Source organism: Streptomyces sp. cg35, from assembly GCF_050410835.1.
Taxonomy (GTDB): domain Bacteria; phylum Actinomycetota; class Actinomycetes; order Streptomycetales; family Streptomycetaceae; genus Streptomyces.
Genome location: NZ_CP191268.1, coordinates 2309548 through 2324892, shown reverse-complemented (window position 1 = coordinate 2324892; position 15345 = coordinate 2309548). Strand labels below are relative to the sequence as shown.

General features: G+C 73.0%; 13 protein-coding genes. 9 read left to right on the top strand and 4 right to left on the bottom strand.

Annotation, left to right across the window (positions count from 1 at the left end; all coding sequences use genetic code 11):
* Positions 1-12 precede the first annotated feature (12 nt).
* Positions 13-801, top strand: a complete 789-nt coding sequence (locus ACQUQD_RS10720; protein ID WP_428951817.1) for a M23 family metallopeptidase — start codon at positions 13-15, stop codon at positions 799-801.
* Positions 802-1024: 223 nt separating this feature from the next.
* Positions 1025-1711, top strand: a complete 687-nt coding sequence (locus ACQUQD_RS10715) for a GntR family transcriptional regulator (protein WP_428951816.1) — start codon at positions 1025-1027, stop codon at positions 1709-1711.
* A gap of 205 nt (positions 1712-1916) precedes the next feature.
* Here ACQUQD_RS10715 and ACQUQD_RS10710 read toward each other — a convergent pair whose 3' ends face one another.
* Entirely contained in the window at positions 1917-2198 is a 282-nt protein-coding gene (locus tag ACQUQD_RS10710; protein ID WP_003993478.1) for an HPr family phosphocarrier protein, read from the bottom strand.
* A gap of 189 nt (positions 2199-2387) precedes the next feature.
* Here ACQUQD_RS10710 and ACQUQD_RS10705 point away from each other — a divergent pair, with 189 nt between their 5' ends.
* The 4 genes from ACQUQD_RS10705 (at position 2388) to ACQUQD_RS10690 (ending at position 7784) form a co-directional block, all read left to right on the top strand.
* The gene (locus ACQUQD_RS10705) at positions 2388-5216 is read left to right on the top strand and encodes a GNAT family N-acetyltransferase (RefSeq protein WP_428951815.1); all 2829 of its coding nucleotides are present in this window, start codon (positions 2388-2390) and stop codon (positions 5214-5216) included.
* An 83-nt stretch (positions 5217-5299) separates the two neighbouring features.
* Positions 5300-5887, top strand: coding sequence for a DUF5998 family protein (locus ACQUQD_RS10700; protein WP_428951814.1), 588 nt, complete (start codon positions 5300-5302; stop codon positions 5885-5887).
* Entirely contained in the window at positions 5887-7074 is a 1188-nt protein-coding gene (locus ACQUQD_RS10695) for an alkaline phosphatase family protein (RefSeq protein ID WP_428951813.1), read from the top strand. The genes ACQUQD_RS10700 and ACQUQD_RS10695 overlap by 1 nt, the downstream gene beginning before the upstream one ends.
* 59 nt (positions 7075-7133) lie before the next feature.
* Positions 7134-7784, top strand: coding sequence for a thymidine kinase (locus tag ACQUQD_RS10690; RefSeq protein WP_428951812.1), 651 nt, complete (start codon positions 7134-7136; stop codon positions 7782-7784).
* 10 nt (positions 7785-7794) lie between these two features.
* Here ACQUQD_RS10690 and ACQUQD_RS10685 read toward each other — a convergent pair whose 3' ends face one another.
* Together ACQUQD_RS10685 and ACQUQD_RS10680 are read right to left on the bottom strand one after the other, a co-directional pair.
* On the bottom strand, positions 7795-8748 hold the full coding sequence (locus ACQUQD_RS10685; protein WP_428951811.1) for a helix-turn-helix domain-containing protein: 954 nt from the start codon (positions 8746-8748) through the stop codon (positions 7795-7797).
* Positions 8749-9036: 288 nt separating this feature from the next.
* Positions 9037-11370, bottom strand: coding sequence for an ATP-binding protein (locus ACQUQD_RS10680; protein ID WP_428951810.1), 2334 nt, complete (start codon positions 11368-11370; stop codon positions 9037-9039).
* A 246-nt stretch (positions 11371-11616) separates the two neighbouring features.
* Between ACQUQD_RS10680 and ACQUQD_RS10675 the strand changes: the two genes are divergently transcribed.
* The gene (locus tag ACQUQD_RS10675; RefSeq protein WP_428951809.1) at positions 11617-12588 is read left to right on the top strand and encodes an alpha/beta hydrolase; all 972 of its coding nucleotides are present in this window, start codon (positions 11617-11619) and stop codon (positions 12586-12588) included.
* Between the two features lie 28 nt (positions 12589-12616).
* Complete coding sequence (locus tag ACQUQD_RS10670; protein WP_428951808.1) at positions 12617-13336, top strand: alpha/beta fold hydrolase; 720 nt, start codon at positions 12617-12619, stop codon at positions 13334-13336.
* 73 nt (positions 13337-13409) lie between these two features.
* Here ACQUQD_RS10670 and ACQUQD_RS10665 read toward each other — a convergent pair whose 3' ends face one another.
* The gene (locus tag ACQUQD_RS10665; RefSeq protein ID WP_428951807.1) at positions 13410-14183 is read right to left on the bottom strand and encodes a VOC family protein; all 774 of its coding nucleotides are present in this window, start codon (positions 14181-14183) and stop codon (positions 13410-13412) included.
* 274 nt (positions 14184-14457) lie between these two features.
* Here ACQUQD_RS10665 and ACQUQD_RS10660 point away from each other — a divergent pair, with 274 nt between their 5' ends.
* Entirely contained in the window at positions 14458-15315 is an 858-nt protein-coding gene (locus tag ACQUQD_RS10660; protein ID WP_428951806.1) for a sulfurtransferase, read from the top strand.
* The last annotated feature ends 30 nt before the right edge of the window (positions 15316-15345 follow it).

Sequence of the window (15345 nt, the reverse complement as noted above, 5' to 3'; positions counted from 1 at the left end):
ACCAGCCACTTCATGGCGTTCACCCGTGCCACCGGGAAGCACCGTCGTCCCAGCCGTCTCACGCGTACCACCGCGCAGGTCGCGGGTGTCGCGGCGATCACCACGACCGGTGTCCTCGGAGGCCTCGCCGCCCCCGCTCTCGCCGCCGACAACGCGGCCGCCGACCAGAACGGCCTGACCCAGGCCATCGCCATCGGCGACTCCCTGGCCGACCAGATCGACGCGCAGGCCTCCGCGCAGAAGAAGGCCGCCGCTGAAGCCGCCGCCAAGAAGAAGGCCGAGGCCGAGGCGAAGAAGAAGGCCGAGGAGGCCAAGCGCGAGGCCGAGGCGAAGGCCAAGAAGGAGCGCGAGGCCAAGGAGCGCGCCGCCCGTGAGGCCGAGCGCAAGCGCCTCAACTCCTTCGTGGCACCGATCACCGGCTCCTACGTCTCCACCGCCTACAAGGCGAGCAGCGGCCTGTGGTCCTCCGGCAGCCACACCGGCATCGACTTCCACGCGGCGAGCGGCACCTCCGTGCACGCCGTGGGCTCCGGCACCGTCGTCGAGGCCGGCTGGGGCGGCGCGTACGGCAACAACATCGTGATCAAGATGAACGACGGCACGTACACCCAGTACGGTCACCTGTCGTCCATCGGTGTCTCCGTCGGCCAGGCCGTCACCCCCGGCCAGCAGATAGGCCTCTCCGGCGCCACCGGCAACGTCACGGGCCCGCACCTCCACTTCGAGGCCCGCACGACCCCCGACTACGGCTCCGACATGGACCCCGTCGCGTACCTCCGCTCGCACGGCGTGAACGTCTGACGCATCCGCAGCAGCAGTCCCCGAAAGCCCCGGCCGCCGAGCCGGGGCTTTCGCGTGTGCACGCCGTTCCTGTCCAAAAAATATCCATGGATTCCGGCCTGCCGTCGGAAATTCAAGGAGGGTGGAATAGAGTCACTGGGCGGGCGCGTCGAACAGGTGTCAATCGCGCTTGCACGGGCGTCAATCGACCGCGTTTCGCGGGGATTAAGGCGGAGGTCGGGTCATGCGCATTCCCGCGCACTCGGTATGCACGGCGATCCGCGACGACATCGTCGCGGGTGTCTACGAGCGCGGCAGCAGGCTCACCGAGGAACTGCTCGCGCGCCGCTACGGGGTCTCGCGCGTCCCGGTCCGCGAGGCGCTGCGCACCCTGGAGGCCGAGGGCTTCGTCGTCACGCGCAGGCACGCGGGCGCGTGCGTGGCCGAACCCACCGAGCAGGAGGCCGCCGACCTGCTGGAGATCCGCATGCTGCTGGAGCCGCTGGGTGCCGCACGCGCCGCGCAGCGCCGCACCGAGGCCCACCTCAAGGTGCTGCGTGGCCTGGTCAGGCTGGGGCAGGAGCGCTCCAGGCGGGGCCAGAGCGAGGATCTGCGCTCCCTGGGCGGCTGGTTCCACGAGACCCTCGCACAGGCCTCGGGAAGCCCCGGCCTGATCACCCTGCTCACCCAGCTCCGGCACAAGATCGCGTGGATGTACGCCGTCGAGACCCCGGCCCAGCCGGGCGATTCCTGGGCGGAGCACGGCGCCATCGTGGACGCGGTGGCCCGCGGCGACGCCGAGCGGGCCCGCTCCCTGACCGCCCTGCACACCGAGCGCGCCGTCACGGCCCACCGGCTGCGCGTCCCCCGCGCGGGCGACCGTGTGAGGACTTCGCAACATGCCGTAAACACGGCGGGGCTCCAGCATTAACAGGGGGGCCGTATACAAAGAAGTGCGGTATTCATCGAATGAGCCGCGCAGTATCTTTTGCCGCCCTGATTAAAGACGTCCAGTGCGGTGTAATTCTGCTGCCCTATTCGGCGTGCTTGAATTTCGCGCGGTGGTGTCCGAATGCGAAAACGGCGGAGCCGCGCGCCCTCGAAGGGAAACGCGCGGCTCCGCCGAACTGATGGGATCAGACGGTCTCGGGAAGCTCCTCGAGGCCCTCGGAGACCAGCTTCGCCAGACGGTCGAGCGCGGCGTCCGCACCCTCGGCGTCGGAGGCCAGGACGATCTCCTCGCCGCCCTGGGCGCCCAGGCCCAGCACCGCGAGCATGGAGGCGGCGTTGACCGGGTTGCCGTCAGCCTTGGCGATCGTCACGGGGACGCCGGCCGCCGTGGCCGCGCGGACGAAGATGGAGGCGGGGCGGGCGTGGAGGCCCTCGGCCCAGCCGACGTTGACGCGGCGCTCAGCCATGTGATGCTGCCCTTCAGGTGTCTCACGGTTGTCTAGACCATTCTCACACACCGTGGAGCGTGCTCGACGCGGACCCAGGTCCCCTCCGAGCACTGCCCTTCGGCCTTCCATAGCCTGCCTCCCACGCGCGCGGGCCGCGACCCGTACGACTGTCGCCCGCTTGTCGGTGGCCAGCCCTACCCTTGCGGCATGGAGACCCCGTCGGACCGGCACGCCTACCCCGCCCACTGGGAGGCCGACGTCGTGCTGCGCGACGGCGGCACCGCCCGGATCAGGCCCATCACCACCGACGACGCCGAGCGCCTGACCAGCTTCTACGAGCAGGTCTCGGACGAGTCGAAGTACTACCGCTTCTTCGCGCCCTACCCCCGTCTGTCCGACAAAGACGTCCACCGCTTCACCCATCACGACTACGTGGACCGCGTCGGCCTGGCCGCCACGGTGGGCGGCGAGTTCATCGCGACCGTCCGCTACGACCGGATCGACCCGAACGGCAGACCCGCCTCCGCGCCCGCCGACGAGGCCGAGGTCGCCTTCCTCGTGCAGGACGCCCATCAGGGGCGCGGCGTGGCGTCCGCCCTTCTGGAGCACATCGCCGCCGTCGCCCGGGAGCGCGGCATCCGCCGGTTCGCCGCCGAGGTGCTCCCCGCCAACACCAAAATGATCAAGGTGTTCACGGACGCCGGATACACCCAGAAGCGCAGCTTCGAGGACGGCGTCGTCCGCCTGGAGTTCGACCTGGAGCCCACGGAGGCGTCCCTCGCGGTGCAGCGCGCCCGTGAGCAGCGTGCCGAGGCCCGTTCCGTGCAGCGGCTCCTCGCCCCCGGCTCCGTCGCGGTGATCGGCGTGGGGCGGGCACCCGGAGGAGTGGGCCGCAGCGTTCTGGACAACCTCAAGGACGCGGGCTTCACGGGCCGCCTGTATGCGGTGAACAAGGCGTTCCCCGAGGACCTGACCGAGGTCGACGGCGTTCCCGCGCACCGTTGCGTCCGCGACATCGACCCGGCCGAGCCCGTCGACCTGGCCGTCGTCGCCGTACCCGCGCCGCACGTGCCCGACGTCGTCGCCGAGTGCGGTGAACGGGGTGTGCAGGGCCTGGTCGTGGTCTCCGCCGGATACGCCGAGAGCGGCGCCGAGGGCCGCGAGCGCCAGCGGGAACTGGTGCGCCAGGCCCGCACCTACGGAATGCGCATCGTCGGGCCGAACGCGTTCGGCGTCGTCAACACGTCCCCGGACGTACGACTCAACGCCTCGCTCGCCCCCGAGATGCCCCGCCCCGGCCGCATCGGCCTGTTCGCCCAGTCCGGCGCCATCGGCATCGCCCTGCTGGCCCGCCTGCACCGACGGGGCGGAGGAGTGACCGGCGCCACGGGGATCTCGACGTTCGTCTCCGCGGGCAACCGCGCCGACGTCTCCGGGAACGACGTCCTTCAGTACTGGTACGACGACCCGGACACGGACGTCGCCCTCATGTACCTCGAATCCATCGGCAACCCGCGCAAGTTCACCCGCCTCGCCCGCCGTACCGCCGCCGCCAAGCCCCTCGTGGTCGTCCAGGGCGCCCGGCACAGCGGCATCGCCCCCACAGGGCACGCCGTACGCGCCACCCGCCTCCCGTACGCCACGGTCTCCGCGCTGCTGCGGCAGGCCGGCGTCATCCGGGTCGACACGATCACCGAGCTCGTCGACACCGGTCTCCTCCTGGCCCGCCAGCCGCTGCCCGCCGGACCGCGCGTCGCCATCCTGGGCAACTCCGAGTCGCTCGGCCTGCTGACCTACGACGTGTGCCTCTCCGAGGGACTGCGTCCCAAGACGCCCCGGGACCTGACCACGGCCGCCTCCGCGGCGGACTTCCGCGCGGCCCTCGACGAGGCGCTCGCCGACGACAAGACCGACGCGGTCGTCGTCACCGCGATGCCCGCGGTGGGGGAGGGCCCCACCGAGGACGCCGAGCTGGCGGCGGCCCTGAGCGCCGCCGCCGCGGCAGCGCCCACGAAGCCCGTGCTCGTCGTCCACGTCGAACTGGGCGGCCTCGCCGAGGCCCTCTCCGCCGCGACCAGCACCGGCCCCAACGCCCCGGACGCCCCCGACACCCAGACGCCCAGGCCGCTCCCCGCGACAGCCGACACCCCCGAAGGCACCCCGCGCCTCATCCCCGCCTACCCCGCGGCCGAGCGCGCCGTCCACGCCCTCTCCGAAGTCGTGAAGTACGCCCAGTGGCGGCGCGACGCGGCCGAGCCCGGCAAGGTGCCCGAGTACGACGGCATCGACGAGTCCGGGGCCGCCGACCTCATCACTGAGCTGCTCGCCAAGGAGGACGACCCGCGCGGCATCGAGCTCGCCCCGGACGACGCCCGCGCGTTGCTCGCCCGGTACGGCATCGGCGTACGGCAGACGCTGCCCGCACCCGACGCCGACCGGGCCGCCGAGGCCGCGCGCACCCTCGGCTACCCCGTGGCCCTCAAGACGACCGCCCCGCACCTGCGCCACCGCGCCGACCTCGGCGGCGTACGCCTGGACCTCGCCGACGAGACCGACCTGCGCCGCGCCTACGAAGAACTGACCGAGCAGCTCGGCAAACCGGCCGAGCTGCGCCCCGTGGTGCAGGCGATGGCACCGCGCGGCGTCGACACCGTCGTCCGGGCCGTCATCGACCCGGCGGCCGGAGCGGTGCTCTCCTTCGGCCTGGCCGGAGCGGCGTCCGAGCTGCTCGGCGACACCGCGCACCGGCTGATCCCGGTCACCGACCAGGACGCCCGCGGAATCATCCGCTCCATCAAGACGGCGCCGATCCTGTTCGGCTGGCGCGGCGCCGCCCCCGTCGACACCCCCGCCCTGGAGGAGCTGCTGCAGCGCGTGTCCCGTCTCGTCGACGACCACCCCGAGGTGGTCGGAGTGGCCCTCGAACCGGTGGTCGTCGCCCCGCACGGACTGACCGTGCTCGGCGCCTCCGTCCGGCTCGCGCCGCCACCCGCCCGCGACGACCTCGGCCCGCGCACCCTGCCTGTCGCGTACTGATCGGCACCCCCCCGCGAAATGCCCTCACGGAGGGTTATCCACAGGCGCAACGACAGTCTCTCCCCGGCCTTAGGATGGACCCCATGGCCAAGACCAGTACGACGACCCAAGGGCTGCGAGCGGCGATCGAGCGCAGCGGCTACTACCCGGCCCTCGTGGCCGAGGCGGTGGAGGCCGCGGTCGGCGGCGAGCCCATCTCGTCGTACCTCGTGCACCAGGAGACCACGTTCGACGCGAACGAGGTCCGTCGTCATGTCACCGTCCTGGTCCTGACCGACACCCGCTTCATCGTCAGCCACACCGACGAGCAGGCGGCCGACACGACCTCCCCGACGCCGTACGCGACGACGTCCACGGAGTCCGTGAAGCTCGACCGGATCTCCTCGGTGGTGCTCAGCCGTGTCGTCGCCAATCCGGAGAAGTACGTTCCGGGCACGCTGCCGCGCGAGGTCGTCCTCACCATCGGCTGGGGCGCGGTCTCCCGGATCGACCTGGAGCCGGCCGCCTGTGGCGACCCCAACTGCGAGGCGGACCACGGCTACACGGGCAGCTCGACCGCCGACGACCTGAGCCTGCGCGTCAGCGAGGCGGGCGACGGACCGGAGACCGTGCGCCAGGCCCTCGCCTTCGCCCAGTCCCTCTCCGAGGCCACCGCGGACGCGGGACGCTGATGACGCAGGCCGCCTGGGACGACGTAGAGCCGCTGCCCGTCCACTCCGCTCCCGTCCCGGCGTACGGCACCGGCTCCCTCGCCGACCTGCTGCCCACCCTCGGCTTCCACCTGGGGGTTCCCGGCTGCGCGGCCGCGATCCCGGAGCTCGCTCCGGTCGACCGCGCCTGCGTCTTCCTCATCGACGGCCTCGGCTGGGAGCAGCTGAGGGCCCACCCCGACGAGGCGCCCTTCCTGAGCTCGCTCATGGCGTCCTCACGCGGCGGCACCGGCAGCCCGATCACCGCGGGCTACCCGGCCACCACCGCGACCTCCCTCGCCTCGGTCGGCACAGGCCTGCCGCCCGGCGCGCACGGCCTGCCCGGCTACACCGTGCGCAACCCGGCCACCGGCGAGCTGATGAACCAGCTCCGCTGGAATCCGTGGACGAAGCCGCAGGTCTGGCAGCCGTACCCGACGGTCTTCCAGCGCGCCCACGAGGCCGGAGTCCACACGGCCCAGGTCTCCGCCCCCCACTTCCAGTCGACCCCCCTCACCAAGATCGCGCTCAGCGGCGGCACCTTCCACGGCCGGCTGTCCGGCGAGGACCGCATGGACCTGGCCGCCGAGCAACTGGCCGCCGGTGACCGGTCGTTGGTGTACACGTACTACAGCGAGGTCGACGGCAAGGGGCACCGCTTCGGCGTCGACTCCGACCCGTGGCGCGGCCAGCTCATGTACGTCGACCGGCTCGCCCAGCGCCTCGCCGAGCAACTCCCGCCGCGCAGCGCCCTGTACGTGACCGCCGACCACGGCATGGTCGACATCCCCTTCGACGAGCAGTCCCGGATCGACTTCGACGAGGACTGGGAACTGGGCGCGGGTGTCGCCCTGCTGGGCGGCGAGGGCCGCGCGCGCCACGTGTACGCGGTGCCCGGCGCGCAGGGCGACGTGCTGGCCGTGTGGCGCGAGGTGCTCGGCGAGCAGTTCTGGATCGCGAGCCGCGACGAGGCGATCGCGGCCGGCTGGTTCGGTCCGCAGATCGATCAGCGGGTGTACGACCGGCTCGGCGACGTCATCGCCGCGGCCCGCGACGACGTGGTCATCATCGCGTCGCGGAACGAGCCGAAGGAGTCCCTGATGGTCGGCAACCACGGCTCCATGACCCCGGCGGAACAGCTCGTACCGCTCCTCGAAGTCCGTTCCTGAGGACCCGTCCGCCCGTCTCCCCCCTCTCTTCCCGTCACGCGAAAGGTGCTCGACTCCCCATGCCAGAGCTGGTGTTCTTCTCCGGAACGATGGACTGCGGAAAGAGCACCCTGGCTCTGCAGATCGAGCACAACCGCTCGGCCCGCGGACTGCAGGGGATGATCTTCACCCGTGACGACCGGGCCGGCGAGGGAAAGCTTTCTTCACGTCTGGGCCTGGTCACCGACGCCGTGGAGGTCGCCGATGACCTGGACGTGTACGCGTACGTCGTCGACCGCCTCTCCCAGGGCGGCAAGGTGGACTACGTGATCGCGGACGAGGCGCAGTTCCTCGCCCCCGAGCAGATCGACCAGCTCGCCCGCGTCGTCGACGACCTCGACCTGGACGTCTACGCCTTCGGGATCACCACCGACTTCCGCTCCAAGCTGTTCCCCGGCTCCCAGCGCCTGGTCGAACTCGCCGACCGCGTAGAGGTGTTGCAGGTCGAGGCGCTGTGCTGGTGCGGCGCGCGCGCCACGCACAACGCGCGCACCATCAACGGTGAGATGGTCGTCGAGGGCGCCCAGGTCGTCGTCGGCGATGTGAACCACGCCGAGGACGAGGTCGGCTACGAGGTGCTGTGCCGACGGCACCACCGCAGGCGGGCGACGAGCGCGACGGCCCGCGCCGTGGCCCTGTCCCCGGACGTGCTGCCGGTCGCCTCCGCCTGACCGCCGAGGATCACGACGCGGCCATCCGCAACGCCCGCCACTCCCGCGGCGAATGCCCGTAGGCGCCGCGGAACGAGCGGCTGAAATGGGCGGAGTTGACGAAGCCCCAGCGATGGGCCACGGCCGAGACGCTGGGGCCGGGGCCGCCGCCGCGGGTGAGGTCGCGGGCGCACTCCTCCAGCCGGCGCCGCTGGATGAGCCGGCCGACCGTGATGCCCTCGCCCTCGAAGAGCCGGTGCAGGTACCGCACGGAGATGTGCTGTGCGGCCGCGACCGTCTCCGGTGACAGCGCGGGATCCTGGAGGTTGCGGTCGATGTGGTCGCGGATCCGCCGCAGCAGGTCGCCGCGCGCGCTGTCCGCCGAGTCCCTCGTGACGCGCTCCGTCACCAGCGTGGCGAACAGGTCCACGACGCCCGCCGCGAGGCGCTCGGCGATCGTCGGCGCGTAGGAGTGGGCCGACGCGATCAGCGAGGCCAGGAACGGCATGAAGACCGCCCCGATGCCCTCCGCCGTACTGATGGCGGTGCCGCTGATCCGGCCGAGGTCCGCGTCCGGCAGGTTCAGCGCGTGGCGGGGCAGATGGGCGACACGGCCCGCGAACGGCTCGGGGAAGTCCAGGGTGTACGGCCGGCTCGTGTCGTAGACGAGGAGTTCACCCGCGTCCACGACGGTGCTCCGGCCGTCCTGCAGAAACGTCGCCGTGCCCGCCACCTGGACATGGGCCGCCACGAACGCCTCCGGCGAGCGGGCGATGTGCTCCCGCGTACGGCTGACGCGCTGCGCGCCCGCCTCGACGCTGGAGAGCCGCAACTGCCCCAGGCGGTCGGAGACGATCCGCCCCACCAGAGGGCCGTCACCGTGCGGCACCACGTGCATCGGGACGAGGGCCCGGCCGACGGCGTCGCGCCAGTGACCGAGCCGCTCCGGGCCGGGAAGCGAATCAGTCGTCACGACCAGGCTCAACCCGGTTCTCCTCTCCACCTGTGCGGTACCGGCGGGGAGGCCGTGGACACACGGTGTGTCCCGGACCGGGTGCCGCCCGCGCCCGCACGGGGACGACAGAGCACGACACCGGAGCCGGGCGACGACGGTGGGGCCCGGATTCCCCGCCGTGACCAGCCAAGCACCGACCCCGAGCGGGCTCCAGGCACAAAGCAGGCAGAAAGAGTGGGGTTCCGGACGAGCCGGCCGGCTGTGCGCCCGGGGAACAGTGCGGTGCACGCGGAGAACAGACGCGCGTCCCCGCGACGGCTACGGTGAGGACAGTGGTTCGGCGCGGGCGGCCCCCCGGCCGTCGTCCCACGAGGCCAGTCGCTCCCGGGCCCGCGCGACGCGTTGCGGATCCGCGTCCGGCCCGAGCGCGAGGCAGCGCAGGAGCGCCTCGCGCGCCTCCTCGTCCCGCCCGGCGGCCACCAGCGCGTCGCACAGGTGGGTGAGCTGGCGGCTCTCCAACGCGGCGTTGCCCAGCGTCCGGCACAGGGCGACGGAGTCCCGCAGCCGGGCCACCGCCTCCTCCCAGCGGCCGAGCCGGCCGTAGCACAGCCCGATCCCGGACAGCAGCCCCTGCCGATTCGTCCGGGCGATGTGCGGCTCCACCTGATCGGCGACCTCGTCGAGCAGCGCGAGCGTCGCCCGGTACGCGGCGAGGACCTTCTGGTCGTCACCCTCGGACTCCAGGAGCATCGCCTGGGCGTGCATGGCCTGGAGCGTGCCGTGCAGGTCGCCCGCCTCCCGGAACAGGGCCACCGACCGGTCCAGATGCTCGTACGACCGCCGCAGTTCGCCCAGCAGCCGGTGCGCCCAGCTCGCGTACTGATGGGCCCAGGCCTCCTGCTCCCGGTCGCCGGCCCGCCGCGCGGCGGCCAGTGCCCGCGCGGAGAGCGGCAGACTGTCGCGCGGCCGGCCCTCGCACAACAGCACGGCCCAGGCGTGGTAGTTGAGGTGCGTCGCTGTCAGGAGGGGATCGTCGAGGGCCGCCGCGGAGCGCGCCGCGGTCCCGAAGACCTCCGGCCAGTGCCCCCAGAAGATCCACTGGTCGGAGAACCAGTGCAGGGCCTCCGCCACCTCCACCACTCGGGCGTGCTCTCCGTCGCGCGCGGCGGCCCGCAGCGCCTCCAGCCAGTTGAGCCCCTCGTCCTGCAGCCAGCGGCGCGCACGGTCGGCGGACGACAGGTCCACCAGGCCCCGCCAGGAAGCGGGCGGCGCTCCGTGATCGGGCTCGTACCAGCGGCCCGCCACCACCGCCGTCTCCAGCAGCCAGCGCCGCATCGTCCGCCGGGCGAGGTCCGCGTCGCCGGGCGGCTCCTCCGCCGTCAGACGCTGGTCCGCGTACAGCCGCAGCAGGTCGTGCAGCCGGTAGCGGTCCCCGGCCGCGCCGAGCAGCCCCGCCTCGACCAGCTCCTCCAGCGTGTCCTCGGCGTCGAACAGGTCCTGCCCGGTGAGCCGCGCCGCGCACGGCGCGCTCGCGTCGGGGCCCGGAACCAGGGAGAGGCGCCGGAACATCCGGGCCGCGGTCGGCGTCAGCTGCCGGTAGGAGAGGTCGAAGGCGCCCGACACGCGGACGTCCCCTGCGGCCAGCGCGTCCAGCCGGCGCTCCGCGTGCGCCAGCCGGTCGGCGAGCCGGCGCACCGTCCACCCCGTCCGCGTGGCCAGCCAGTTGCCCGCCACCCGCAGGGCCAGCGACAGATGGCCGCACCGCAGGGCCACGTCCGCGAGGGCGTCGGGCTCGGCGGCGGCCCGCTCCTTGCCGATCAGCAGGGTGAGGAACTCCGCGGCCTCACCCGGGCTGAGCTCCCCGAGCGGCAGCCGGTGCACGGCGGCCAGGCCGGTCAGCATGCGGCGGCTCGTCACCACGACCAGACTCGCGCCCGAGCCGGGCAGCAGCGGACGCACCTGTGCCTCGTCGCGGGCGTTGTCCAGCACCAGCAGGCACCGCCGTTCGGCCAGCACCTGCCGGTAGAGCTCCGGATGAGCCTGGGGTCCGGCCTTGGCCAGGTCCCGGTCCGGCACCCCGAGAGCCTTGAGGACCGCGACCATCAGTTCGGACGGGGACGGCGGCGTACCGTCCGTCCCGCGCAGATCGATCATGAGCTGGCCGTGCGGGAAACGGTCGGCGAGCCGGCGGGAGGCGTGCAGCGCGAGGGTCGTCTTGCCGGTCCCCGGGGCCCCGGACACCGCCACCACGACGGGCGGCCCCAGCACGGAGTCCCGCTGTGACGCGTCCAGTACGGCGGCCCGGCCCGCGGCCTCGGCGGCGAGTTCGGCCAGGCGGCCGAGCTCCGGCTCCCGGCCGACGAAGTCGTCGATGCCGCGCGGGAAGGCGCGCACCCCCGCCGGGCTGTAACCGGGGGAGCGGCCGGCCCGGGCCGCCGCGAGCAGCCGCTCCCGGTCGGCCCCGTCCAGACCGAGGCCGTCCGCGAGCGCGGCCACCGTGCGCCGCTGCGGCGCCGCCCGACGCCCCCGCTCCAGGTCGCCGATGCCGCGGACGCTCGTACCGGACGCCTCGGCCAGCCCCTCGATGGTCAGCGACGTGGCCAGCCGCAACTCCCGCAGCAGCGCCCCGAACGTCTCCCGCGCCTCGCTCAATCCCGTCCCCTGCCCTGGATCCCCGGCCCCCGAATGATCATCCGGATTCTATGAGGCGCCGGGCACACCGGTGCATCCCGGCCCCAACGGCCCGCCGCCGCCCAATCCGGTCGAACACCCGGGATCCTGCGCTGTCGGAAAAGTACCGGTGCGCTCCTGGTCAACTGCCGCCCTGGACAGGCTCCTAGCGTGACGGGGAACGGTCCCCGACGCACCGGTGGACCGACGACACGCCAGGAGATCGCCATGCCCGACGCCATCGAGCCCGTCCAGCCGGTACTGGAACCCGCCGCAGCAGCCTTCGCCGAGGCCACGGCCGAGCCTCCCTACCTGTTCGACCTGCTTCCGGCGGAGGGCCGCAAGGCCGTCGACGAGGTGCAGTCCGGCCAGGTCGAGATGCCCGCCGTCGACGAGGAGTGGATCACCGTCTCCGGCGGCCCCACCGGCAGCGTCCGGGCCCGCATCGTCAAGCCCGCCGGCAGCACCGCAACCCTGCCCGTCGTCCTCTACATCCACGGTGCGGGCTGGGTCTTCGGCAACGCCCACACCCACGACCGGCTGGTCCGCGAACTCGCCGTCGGCGCACAGGCGGCCGTCGTCTTCCCCGAGTACGACCTGTCGCCGGAGGCCCGCTACCCGGTCGCGATCGAGCAGAACTTCGCGGTCGCCCAGTGGGTCGTGGAACAGGGCGCCACCAAGGGCCTCGACGGCACGCGCCTCGCCGTCGCCGGTGACTCCGTCGGCGGCAACATGACCGCGGCCCTGACCCTCATGGCCAAGGAGCGCGGCGGCATCCCGCTGCTGCACCAGGTGCTGTTCTACCCGGTCACGGACGCGGCCTTCGACACGGGCTCGTACCACCAGTTCGCCACCGGCTACTTCCTGCGCCGCGACGGCATGCAGTGGTTTTGGGACCAGTACACGACCGACGAGAGCGAGCGCGCGCAGATCACCGCCTCGCCGCTGCGGGCGACCACCGAGCAGCTCGCGGACCTGCCGCCCGCCCTCGTCATCACCGGCGAGGCCGACGTCCTGCGCGACGAGGGCGAGGCGTACGCGAACAAGCTGCGCGCGGCCGGTGTCCCCGTCACCGCCGTCCGCTTCCAGGGCATCATCCACGACTTCGTCATGCTCAACGCCCTGCGCGAGACGTACGCCGCCGAGGCCGCCATCGCGCTGGCCGTCAGCACCCTGCGCTCCGCCCTGCACACCGCCTGACGCCCGCCCGCACGCCACAAGGAGAGACATGACGAACCCGACCCCGACCGTGGTCCTGGTCCACGGTGCGTTCGCCGACGCGGCGAGCTGGTCCGGTGTCATCGCCGCACTGCAGAGCCACGGCATCCCCGTGATCGCCCCGCCCAACCCGCTGCGCGGCCTGGCCGACGACGCCGCGTACATCGCTTCGGTGGTCGCCCGGATCGACGGTCCCGTCGTCCTGGTCGGCCACTCCTACGGAGGCGCGCTGATCACAGTCGCCGGGACCGCCGAGAACGTCGTCGGCCTCGTCTACGTGGCGGCGTACGTCCTGGAGGAGGGCGAGAGCCTCGGTGAGCTCCAGGGCCGATTCCCCGGAACACCGCTGGTCAGCAACCTGGAGCAGGGAACGTACCCCGTCGTGGGCGGCGGTACGGCCGTCGAGGTCACCATCGCGCGGGACGCCTTCCCGACGGTCTTCGCGGCCGATGTCCCCGCCGAGGTGACGCAGGTGCTGGCGGTGGCCCAACGGCCGCTCGCCGCCGGGGCGTTCGAGGAGAAGGCGACCGCAGCGGCCTGGCGCACCACGCCGTCGTGGGCGCTCGTGGCCGCGGCCGACCAGGCGATCAACCCCGAGGTGGAGCGCTACGGAGCCAAGCGGGCCGGAGCGACCGTCGTCGAGATCGAGGGTGCCTCGCACGCGGTCGCGGTCTCCCGCCCGAAGGAAGTCGCCCAGCTCATCCGCGACGCGGTGCTCGCCACGTCCTGAGCACCGGACCACCGTGCGGGGCGACCGGGTGCACTCGGCCGCCCCGCACGGTGGTTGCCGCGTTCCGGGCCCGTCAGCGCTCCGACGCCACCAGCGCGAAGCGGGCCCCTTCGGGATCCGCCACCGTGGCCACCCGCCCGTGCGAGCCGTCCCGCGGGGGCTTGACGGTGTGCCCGCCCAGGTCGGCCACCCGCTCCACCGCCTCGTCGACGTCCCCGACCTCGAAGTACGTCATCCAGTGCGGGCCCCGGTCGCGCGGCAGCGCGTGTCCGACGCCCTGCATGGAGGCCACCGGACGCCCCTCCAGCTGCAGCGTCAGGCAGTCGAAGTCGGCCGAGACGACGGCCTCCTCGGCGTACCCGAAGACCGCCTGGTAGAACTTCGCGACGCTCGCGGTCTCCCGCGTCACCAGCTCGTTCCACGACACCGCACCCGGTACGGCGGTCACCGCCATGCCCAGATGCGCCGCCGCCTGCCAGATGCCGAACACCGCGCCCGACGGATCGGAGCAGATCGCCATCCGGCCCGCCTCGCCGGCGTCCAGCGGGCCGACGCCCACCGTGCCGCCGCAGTGCCGCACCGTCTCGGCCGTCGCGTCCACGTCGTCCGAGGCCAGGTAGGGGGTCCAGGCGACCGGCAGATGACGGTCGGCCGGCATCCGGCCGATGCCGGCCACCTCCCTCCCGTCCAGGAGCGCCCGCGCGTACGGGCCGAGCTGCTGCGGCCCCGGCCTGAACTCCCAGCCGAACAGCGCCCCGTAGAACTCCTGGGTCGCGGCCATGTCGTGCACCATCAGGCTCACCCAGCAAGGTGTGCCCGGTGCGCGCCGGGCTGCTGCCTCGGTCATCGTCACTCTCTCCTCGGAACGGAACCCTCGGGCCCGTAATCGGGAACCCACGTGTCGCATCACGCCCGTGCTGATGGTGGCACTCCGTGCCGCGCGGCGCTCCCTGACCGCGCCGAATCCGCCGGACTCCTCGCAGAGGATGTCCGAAACGGTGTTTCGCAGACGTTGCCGCGCCATGACCCGGCCGTGTCCGACCGGTTGACGCTCGGTAGTCGGTCGAGCACGCTATCCGAACGTGGGCGCTCGGGCCAGACCATGAGCAAGGATGGCCCTCATGAATGCCATCATCACCGCATCCGAACTTGCGAGCGAGTTGGCGGGGGAGAACCCGCCCGTGCTGCTCGACATCCGCTGGCAGCTCAGCGTCGCGAAGGCCGCGGGGGAGCCCGCGTTCGACGGCCGGGCCGCGTACGAGGCGGGGCACCTGCCCGGCGCGGTCTTCATCGACCTCGACGCGGAACTTGCAGGTCACGCCGGTCCGGATGGCGGCCGGCACCCGCTGCCCGACCTGGCGGACCTCGGCGCCACGCTCCGCGCGGCGGGCGTCTCGGGCGACCGGGACGTCGTCGTGTACGACGGCGGGCAGGGCTGGGCCGCGGCTCGCGCCTGGTGGCTGCTGCGCTGGACGGGTCACCCGTCCGTGCGGGTCCTCGACGGCGGCCTCGCCGCCTGGGACGGCCCCCTGGAGACCGCGATCCCCGCGCCGGAGCCCGGCACGTTCACCCCTGCACCGGGTGCCACCGGTCTCCTCGACGCGGACGCCGCCGCCACGCTCGCCCGCTCCGGCCTCCTGCTGGACGCCCGCGCCGCCGAGCGCTACCGGGGCGACGTGGAGCCCATCGACCGCGTCGGCGGCCACATCCCGGGCGCGGTGTCGGCGCCGACGACGGAGAACGTCACGGCGGACGGCCGCTTCCGCCCGGCCGCCGAACTCGCCGCCCGCTTCAAGTCCCTTGGCGCGACCGGCGATCCGGGCCAGGTCGGCGTCTACTGCGGCTCGGGCGTCTCCGGCGCCCACGAGGTCCTGGCGCTCGCGGTGGCGGGCATCGACGCCCAGCTGTACGTCGGCTCGTGGTCGCAGTGGTCCGCGGACGAGTCCCGTCCGGTGGCGACGGGCCCGGATCCGCAGTAACCGTTCCCGCGTACGCGGTGGGGCCCGCGC

Bases quoted from the DNA above. Each gene is read 5' to 3' on its own strand.
- ACQUQD_RS10720 (WP_428951817.1), top strand. From the start codon at position 13: ATGGCGTTCACCCGTGCCACCGGGAAGCACCGTCGTCCCAGCCGTCTC.
- ACQUQD_RS10715 (WP_428951816.1), top strand. From the start codon at position 1,025: ATGCGCATTCCCGCGCACTCGGTATGCACGGCGATCCGCGACGACATC.
- ACQUQD_RS10710 (WP_003993478.1), bottom strand. From the start codon at position 2,198: ATGGCTGAGCGCCGCGTCAACGTCGGCTGGGCCGAGGGCCTCCACGCC.
- ACQUQD_RS10705 (WP_428951815.1), top strand. From the start codon at position 2,388: ATGGAGACCCCGTCGGACCGGCACGCCTACCCCGCCCACTGGGAGGCC.
- ACQUQD_RS10700 (WP_428951814.1), top strand. From the start codon at position 5,300: ATGGCCAAGACCAGTACGACGACCCAAGGGCTGCGAGCGGCGATCGAG.
- ACQUQD_RS10695 (WP_428951813.1), top strand. From the start codon at position 5,887: ATGACGCAGGCCGCCTGGGACGACGTAGAGCCGCTGCCCGTCCACTCC.
- ACQUQD_RS10690 (WP_428951812.1), top strand. From the start codon at position 7,134: ATGCCAGAGCTGGTGTTCTTCTCCGGAACGATGGACTGCGGAAAGAGC.
- ACQUQD_RS10675 (WP_428951809.1), top strand. From the start codon at position 11,617: ATGCCCGACGCCATCGAGCCCGTCCAGCCGGTACTGGAACCCGCCGCA.
- ACQUQD_RS10670 (WP_428951808.1), top strand. From the start codon at position 12,617: ATGACGAACCCGACCCCGACCGTGGTCCTGGTCCACGGTGCGTTCGCC.
- ACQUQD_RS10665 (WP_428951807.1), bottom strand. From the start codon at position 14,183: ATGACCGAGGCAGCAGCCCGGCGCGCACCGGGCACACCTTGCTGGGTG.
- ACQUQD_RS10660 (WP_428951806.1), top strand. From the start codon at position 14,458: ATGAATGCCATCATCACCGCATCCGAACTTGCGAGCGAGTTGGCGGGG.